Origin of the sequence: Pseudofrankia asymbiotica (assembly GCF_001983105.1) — a bacterium.
Classification (GTDB): domain Bacteria; phylum Actinomycetota; class Actinomycetes; order Frankiales; family Frankiaceae; genus Pseudofrankia; species Pseudofrankia asymbiotica.
Genome location: NZ_MOMC01000033.1, coordinates 1 through 8163, shown reverse-complemented (window position 1 = coordinate 8163; position 8163 = coordinate 1). Strand labels below are relative to the sequence as shown.

Below are 8163 nucleotides of genomic sequence, written 5' to 3'. Positions count from 1 at the left end.
ACCTCCCACAGCCGGACCGTCCCATCGGCGGAGGCGGTGGCAAGCAGGGCGCCGTCCGGCGAGAACGCCACCCACCACACCCGGCCGGTGTGGCCGGTGAGGGTGGCCAATGCGGCGCCGATGGGGAGGCGCGACGATCGTGGATTGTGCGCGGGTGGGAACTCGGGTTCACCGACCGGGGGTGCCAGCCGGACCGGGGCCGGGAACTCCGGGGCGGTAGCCGGTTTCGCCCGACCCGACAGGCTGTGTCCCACCTGCTCAAGCAGGTGAGCGCGGGTCGCCTCCGGTTCCAAACCGAACAGATCAAAGCCGACCACAGTCCGCAGCAAACCCGGCCGGTCACACTCCTCTATCCGCACCGGCAACAGCCTGTGCGTGAAGCCGATCGGGTCCGCGGCTAGAACCGCGCGCCATTCCTGCCCGCCGAACACCGACTCCAGGTAGCCCGGAGACAACAGAGCGATCATTTTTTGGGCGTGCGTCACGCCCTGCTGCATGCCGAGATACCAGTCAGAGCCGGGGACGAAGTCCCACGCCTGGATCAACACCCGATAGCCAGCGTCCTCCAACTGCCAGGCCACCCACTCCGCCCACCGGCGATCCGCACTCGTGTAGGACACGAAGAAATCCCACGTCCGCGCCCCATCACCAGAACCCCCGTCAACCACGCCCCGATCATCCCACCCGAACACCCATACGCCACCAGCCCGCCCGACAGGGCCGCCCCTGGCCCGCGCCCGCACGGCCAGACCCTCACACGACTCTAGGTGCGCGAAGAATCACCAACCGTTGCAAGTCGGGTTGTGCGCACGCTCTATATGGCTGAAGCGCGCCGACTCGGAGCGGAGCCGTTCRCATCCCGCAATAGATGACCGCCGGGATCAGGCGATCGCCCACAGTCGGACCATCTGATCGGCGGAGGTGGTGGCGAGCAGGGTTCCGTCCGGGGAGAACGCCGCCCACCACACAGCGCCGGTGTGGCCGGGGGTGTTCTCCGCGCGGGYCGTGGCAAGCGTAGTAGGCCAGCTCGCCGCTGGTGCGGTTGCGGCGGGCGAACAGCCAGTTGCCCCGTCCGGGCTCCCAGCCCAGGCGGATCGGCACCCTCGCCCACTCGTAGTCGCGCAGGCCATGAGCGCCTGGCCCCGCCCGGCCGACGTCGCCACCGGGGTGGGCAGGTCCCTCCCAACGGCACACGGCGCGCTCGCCCGGCTGGAGACGACCGGGCACCTCACCCGCGCCCCCAACGATGGGGCCGGCGCGCCGTCCGGTGGACGCTCCCCACCGACCCGGCCGTCGGTGGCCTACCCAGGACCCCACAGCCGCCCTCCACCTGACCGAGGCCGCCGGCGGTGTCGGCATGGCTCCCAGCGGTCAGCAACTCTGCGAGAGTTACGTTCGGCCCTAAGCGACCGGGCGATCAAAACAGCGGTCAGGGGCACCGCGATGTGGACCGCGGTCTGCCACCAGCCTCGTTCATGCGCAGAAACGGTTTCTGCCACTCAGATCGTCAATTACCTGGTCAGCCGCCTTTCGGGGGATACCAATCTCCCTCTACAACGGATGTTCCCATTACCCGTCTGCCCTCGGGATCCGAGTACACGAACGACCAGTTTCCGTGAGCGGATACGACGGTTTTCAGGGTGACGACACCGGGTATCCGGTATGTCAGTTCGCGACCCGACATCCACAGCGCACCTCCCCCGAATTGACAATCGACCGTTTCGCTACCAATCGACTCCACCTGGCGCCAAGAGCCCCCGTCACATCGGGCGCAGATGGAAAATTGATGATCGTCGTCGGTCACGTTAGACCCCAGTTTGACTACTCTCGCTAGGGCCGCATCCCGATGGATAGCGAAATGATCTACTATGTATGATGAATCATCCAGAGAGGCTAGGCGCAGGGCATCCTCTGCGGTGAATGGAGGAAATGTCATCTAGTACACCAACCATCCATGCTCATGCCCGGAAGTCCCGTKGCGCCCAGGATACCCACCCGTTCAGCCGGGGGCCTCGGGGCTGATCCCACGGGACTTCCGGGCACGCTACGAGCGATCAGCCACAAGCCGCAGGGCGACTCGGCAACGAGGCTACATTTGGTACCGTGCAGCCCGCCGGAAGAAGGTAGAGTCGATACGTACCCCCTTCAAACCTACACGTCCAGTTCGAATACTGCTTGCTATTTACATACGCCCGACCCGTGGCTTCGCAGGCACTCTGTGTGGTGAAGGCGAAGCCCGAGAACACCCACGGAGGGCCGGGATGYGGGTCCAAGGCCACGCTAGGGGTAGCAGTCGCACCGGGTGAAGGCGCCGCTGCGATCGCTGGCGAGCTTGCAAAGGTCGACGMGGCAGCTACACCCAGAACGATGGCGAATAGCGCAATAAAACGTTTAGCGCGGTTCACAACTACCTCTCCCGTGTGATGGTCTTGCTTAGGTGGTCTCCAACCCGCCTGCCGTGAACGACAAACGCGCGTAGATGTCGATCAACGGCCGGTCGTCTGCCCTGTTACGCGCAACCCGGTCATCTGTGAGCACAACGTTAGAAGCGTTGCGGGCGCCTCGTCAACGCTACGTTCGCAACGTTATGCAAGTTGACCTTTCATGCCGCCCATGAACTGGACGTATGTCGTGTCAGCCCCTGCCGGGCTGCTGTCCTAACTACATGGAGGTCGGCAGACATGCTCTCCCAAGGACCAGGTTCCGCAGGGTTGTCGGAAGAGTAACAGGAGCCGATCCAGGTCGAGACAAAAGAGGTGATCCTTGGCGGAAGCCGAGCGGCGTCTCGGCCTGAACGCGCAGGTTATCGGCCAGATCTAAAACTTATGCCGGTTGGGCATGCGTCGCACTGGKGCCATTTAAGATCGAGTTCGACGCAGACTCGAAATGTGACAGACGGCTATGACGCAGGCTGTGAGCCACAGGTACCTCGTCGAGGCGTCGATCGAGAATCGCTACCGCATGTTATGGCACCGGCTCTCCCGTCCACCTATCCACACCACAAGATCCAAGATGGGTCGACCATAGGCCGTGTCAGGGACCGATAACCGCACGATTCGACAGGCTCCCGCTCTTCGGAGGTCTATTGATCGCCAGCGACGCACAGTTAGTCCKAACGTTCCTATGTCAGCGCATTGTCGATCACTCAGGGTAGAAGTGTGTCAGCGGCCACATGGCGCTTGTCGGCCTGGAGGCGGCCGGCACATCCGGCACGCCGAGGTACCAGTCAGAGCCGGGGGGCGAAGTCCCATGCCTGAATCAGCACCTGGTAGCCGGCGTCTTCCAACTGCCAGGCCACCCACTCAGCCCACCGGCGATCCGCACCTGTATAGGACACGAAGAAATCCCACGTCCGCGCCCCACCGCCGGACACCCCGTCGACCACGCCCCGATCATCCCACCCAAGCAGCCACGCGATGCCGGCCCTCCCGCACACCCGAACCGAGGGGCGCAGCGCACGACAGAATGATCTCCCGGAACCTCCCGCCCCGCCCTGCCGCGTCACTGTTGCGACTCTTCGTGTGGTAACAGTTACTGACCGTTGCAAATCGGGTTGTACACACAGTCTCTAGGGTTCGCGGTGGCCTTGCTCGGCGCTCACCGAATGACGGGTGACCTGCGCTTGCAGGGTGCGCGCAACTGCAAGCGTGGCTGATGATCTCGTCAGACCCCCGCGTGGCCACAGGATGGCCGTTGAGATCACGCGGGAGCCTGCGGGGGACGCTACGTACTGGTCTGCAACGCGCCAAGGATGAGGAGCGCGAGTGTGTACGTCCCGCCGAAGGCTGTCCCGCCGAACAGGACGGACGCGGGGACGGTCCCGGTGGCCGAACGCCTATAGATACAGGCGAGGTACCCACCTGCGGGGCGCGCCGGCTTGGCGGCCGGTCGCCCAGGAGGTGAGAGGTGTAACTACAAGATGTTGTGTCTGTGACGCTATCAGACCGCCGGGATGGTCTGGAGTCGGCCCCGGTCGCCGGCAGGCCGAGTCCAGCCTGAGCAGGCCGGCCACCGGGATGAGGTCGGACGCTGCGGGTACTGCCCGGGTGGTGGCGCAAAGTAGGAATGCGAGGCGCACCGCCCGTGTCGGGCCACGTCCCGACGTGCGCAGATCACTAGGATTCGGGCCGTGGCTCCGAGCAATCGCCTGTTCTACGGCGACAACCTGGCCTGGCTCCCGAAGATCGACAGCGGCTCTGTGGATCTCGTGTACCTGGACCCGCCGTTCAACTCCAACCGGGCGTACAACGTCCTCTTCTCGAAGGCGGGCTACGACGACACCGCGCAGATCCAGGCCTTCGACGACACGTGGYGCTGGACGACCGAGACGGAGCACCAGCTACAGGGGCTGATCGCCGGAGGTGCCCCGAGCCGCGTCGCGGACGCGCTCCAGGCCATGCGGACACTGGTCGGCGAGAACGACCTGTTCGCCTACCTGGTCAATATGGCGCCTCGGCTCGTCGAGCTGCACCGCGTTCTGAAGCGGACCGGGAGCCTTTACCTGCACTGTGACCCGACCGCGAGTCACTACCTCAAGATCCTTCTTGACGCAATCTTCGACATCCGGAACTTCAAGAACGAGATCACCTGGCAGCGGGCCGGAGCGAAGAACGACCCCAACCGTTACGGCCGCGGCCATGATGTGATCTTGTTCTACACCAAGAGCGACAAGTTCACCTGGAACCGGCAGTACACGCCGTTCGAGGACGCATCAATCACGAAGAACTACACCCACGTCGAGGAGGGCACCGGCCGGCGGTACCGCCGCGGTGACCTCACGGCCGCCAAGCCTGGTGGAGACGTCGACTTCGAGTGGCAGGGCGTTCGGCCTTACAAGGGCAGGCACTGGGCGTACTCGCGGGAGAACCTTGATCGAATGCTCGCTGAGGGCCGCATCGAACTCCGACGTACCGGCATGCCCGTCTACAAGCGCTACCTGGACGAGCAGCCCGGCGTCTCGCTCCAGGACGTCTGGACGGACATCCGCCTTACCTCGGCCGCCAAGGAGCGCCTCGGCTATCCGACCCAGAAGCCGGTCGCCCTGCTGGAGCGCATCCTCCAGGCGAGTTCGAACCCGGGCGACGTGGTCCTTGATCCGTTCTGTGGCTGCGGCACGACGCTGGACGCGGCGGTCCGACTGGGCCGCACGTGGATGGGCATCGACGTCACCTACATCGCCATCGCCCTCATCCAGGAGCGCCTGAAGCAGACACATGGCGAGGACGTCGAGAAGACCTACACCGTCGAGGGCATCCCTCGGGACCTGCCCGGCGCTCGCGCGCTCTTCGACCAGTCGCCCTTCGACTTCGAGCGTTGGGCCGTGTCACTGGTTCACGGTACGCCCAATGAGAAGCAGGTAGGCGACAAGGGTATAGACGGCRTCATACGTTTCCTGACAGATAAGCGGGGCGGGTCGGGCCGCATCTTGGTGTCCGTCAAGGGGGGTAAGGCGCTCGGCCCTCAGTTCGTCCGCGATTTACTCGGCACGGTTACGACCCAAGGTGCCGATATGGGCGTCTTGATTACGATGGGCGAGCCTACGAAGGGTATGAAGGACGCCTGCGATCATGCTGGGGCATATGTGTGGCCGGCCAATGGTCAGGCGTTCCCCAAGGTCCAGGTTATAACCGTAGCGAATCTTCTCAATTTCAAGCGACCCAAGATGCCGCCGGCATTGCCGCCGTACCAGCAAGCACAACGGCGTCAGGCYCTGCCGAAACCGGCTCAATTGGCATTCGGAGACGGCGAGATGGACGACGAGTAGGTGGCGCTTGCCCACCGCTCGTCGGCCGACGTGTACGAGACGAAGAAATCCCACGTCCGCACCCCATCACCAGAACCCCTCAACCACCCCATTCATCCCACCTGAACGCCCACACGCCGCCAGCCCACTCGCCAGGGCTCCCCCTAGCCCGCGCCCGCGCGACTCAGGCCATTCTGCGGCTCTCCCTGCGCAAATAATTACCTACCGTTGCAAGTCGGGTTGTACACACGCTCACTGAGGTTCGCGGTGGCCTCATCTGTGTCGCCGAATGGCGCTTGGCCTGCGCTTGCAGGGTGCGCGCACCTGCAAGCAGGCCGAGCGGGCTTGTCAGGCAACCCTCGGCCACAGGATGGCCGTCGAGATCAAGTGAGCGCCCACAGCCGGACCGTTCCATCGCCGGAGCCGGTGGCGAGCATGGCGCCGTCCGGGAGAACGCCATCAGGGTGGCGTGGCTGGTGAGGGTGGCGCGTTCCCGGCCGCTCGGCACGTCCGACAGCCGGACCGTCACCGTCCCATCGACGGAGCCGGAGGCAAGTCTTTCCGGGCGTCATACCGCAGCCCCGCAGACAGCACATTCCATCTAGAAAAGGGTCGGTTGTTCATTAGTCGGTTCCGCCTCCGTTCTGATTCCTGCGACCGCGCGTAGGTCGACGAACGTCGGCGGTCCGCCCGACCAGTGTCGGTCGACCAGCGTAGAAAGGAGGTAGGCGGTTGCGGCGGCGTCCCACAGTGCGCGGTGAGGCTGACTGCCCGGCACGGCAAGACGCATCGTCTCATCGAGCCCCGTGTTCTTGACGAGAGTGGAAAGCGACCTACCGCCGTCGATGCCGGTTGCGCGAGCCAGCGCGAGTGTATCGATCAGTCCGGCGGGCGCTAGGTCAGGAATGTGTCGCCGTAGAAGGCGCCAATCGACGCCGACATTGTGACCTACTATCCATCTTCCGTTGATCATGGCCGTGAGCACGCTTGCGATGCGCGTAAGGGGCGGGGCGACGCGAAGCGTCTGATCGTTGATGCCGGGAGAGATCCATGGCCGTTGTGGTATGGGACGGTTGGGGTTTACCAGGGTCGAGAGGGCGTGTGGGACATCGGGTTGGCCGTGCCGCAGCGGTACGGCGGCCACTTCGAGGATTGCTTCGTGGTCGCGGTCCTGAGCGCCGCTGCCTTCGAGGTCGACGGCGACAAGATCGGCTTCTGTCCATGGACGCGTTGTCATCCGGTACAGCTTCCCGCATTGGCGGCTATTCGTCTTCGTAGCGGGCTGTCTGCTCGAAGTGGTGTCGGACGGTGGCGAAGCTGTCGGTCTGCTCGGGGTCAGGGTCGTGACCGAGTAGAGAGCGGCCGTGGGCGTGCAGGTGGTGGGGCTGGTCGAGTTCCCAGATCTGGTGGYGGAGCATGTGTTGCACGGCGTAGCGTTTCTGCTCGCCGAGTCCGTGTGTCCAGACGTGRCCGGGCTCGATGACGTAGTCGGATTCGTAGCCGAGTTGGGCAAGGGTGGCGTCGATCTGCTCGGCGGTTGGCTCGGCGTAGTCGTCCGCGCATCGCTGCCGCTGGGCGGTGGGGCAGATGTCGCACAGTTCGCGGACACCCCAGTGACCGTTATAGTCCGGGCCGCTGTGGGCGTATGCGACGCCACAGGACGTCTTGCGGAACAGTGGGGTCGTTACTCCGCTGGCCTTCCACGCGGCGACCACGCGGGCGTCTAGTTCGTCGGGCATTACCTTGCGGCGGGCGTAGCTCTCCTCGTAGGGCACCTCGACTCCGAGGCTGCGCAGGTACTCGGCGTTCTGTTCCTTGTGGTAATAGCCGGTGAACACGATTGCGTCAGCACCCCGGCCGGCTTCGAGAACCCGAGCCATCGTCTCAGGGCTATCGTTCCAGCCCGGGACGATCGGGCGCCAGTAGAGCACCACTCCCGTGCGGCGCTTGTGGCCGATCGCGGTACGGAGCGAGCGGACGGTGGTGTCACTCTTGGAGATCGGCTCTACGCGAGTGTCCGTGATTCCCGCGTAGGTAAACAGCAACGTGACCCGCAGATGCTGTAGCTGCTCTAGCTCCCCTAGATCGGCTTCCGTGACCTTGAAACGGGTGATGACGAGAACGTGGTTAGTAAAGCCACGGACATCAAGGGCATGAAGAACGTGGAAAAGATGTGGCTTCACGCCCGGAAGGAAAGGGTCGGTGGCCTTGTTGAACAGTTGCACGGGCGTGACGTGAGGTCGGAACGCCGGATGGGAAACTAGCTGCTCGACAGCATCGTCGGTCGAGCACAGGAGGTGTGGAACCTTGACCTCGAAGTTGCCCCAGAAATGCCGAACACAATAGCCGCAGTCCAGGGGACAGCCGATGATGTGATTGAGCGATAGTCCCGACTTCCGGTAGCCGACCACGAGGGACAT

General features: G+C 64.2%; 6 protein-coding genes. 1 reads left to right on the top strand and 5 read right to left on the bottom strand.

Going from position 1 to position 8163, the window contains the following annotated elements; translation table 11 throughout:
* The 3 genes from BL253_RS17250 to BL253_RS17240 all read right to left on the bottom strand — a co-directional run.
* A partial coding sequence (locus tag BL253_RS17250) for a toll/interleukin-1 receptor domain-containing protein (protein ID WP_116438866.1) occupies nt 1-668 on the bottom strand: 668 nt, incomplete at its 3' end.
* A 213-nt stretch (nt 669-881) separates the two neighbouring features.
* Complete coding sequence (locus BL253_RS45835; protein WP_476644112.1) at nt 882-1130, bottom strand: WD40 repeat domain-containing protein; 249 nt, start codon at nt 1128-1130, stop codon at nt 882-884.
* Between the two features lie 2096 nt (nt 1131-3226).
* The gene (locus BL253_RS17240; protein WP_081438402.1) at nt 3227-3385 is read right to left on the bottom strand and encodes a toll/interleukin-1 receptor domain-containing protein; all 159 of its coding nucleotides are present in this window, start codon (nt 3383-3385) and stop codon (nt 3227-3229) included.
* A 744-nt stretch (nt 3386-4129) separates the two neighbouring features.
* Here BL253_RS17240 and BL253_RS17235 point away from each other — a divergent pair.
* A complete protein-coding gene (locus BL253_RS17235; protein WP_081438401.1) occupies nt 4130-5764 on the top strand; it encodes a DNA methyltransferase in 1635 nt (544 codons plus the stop codon).
* 580 nt (nt 5765-6344) lie between these two features.
* On the opposite strand, the gene BL253_RS17230 is transcribed toward BL253_RS17235, so the two are convergent.
* Together BL253_RS17230 and BL253_RS17225 are read right to left on the bottom strand one after the other, a co-directional pair.
* Nucleotides 6345-6980, bottom strand: a complete 636-nt coding sequence (locus BL253_RS17230) for a 3'-5' exonuclease (protein WP_076818145.1) — start codon at nt 6978-6980, stop codon at nt 6345-6347.
* Between the two features lie 25 nt (nt 6981-7005).
* A partial coding sequence (locus BL253_RS17225; RefSeq protein WP_076818143.1) for a radical SAM family protein occupies nt 7006-8163 on the bottom strand: 1158 nt, incomplete at its 5' end.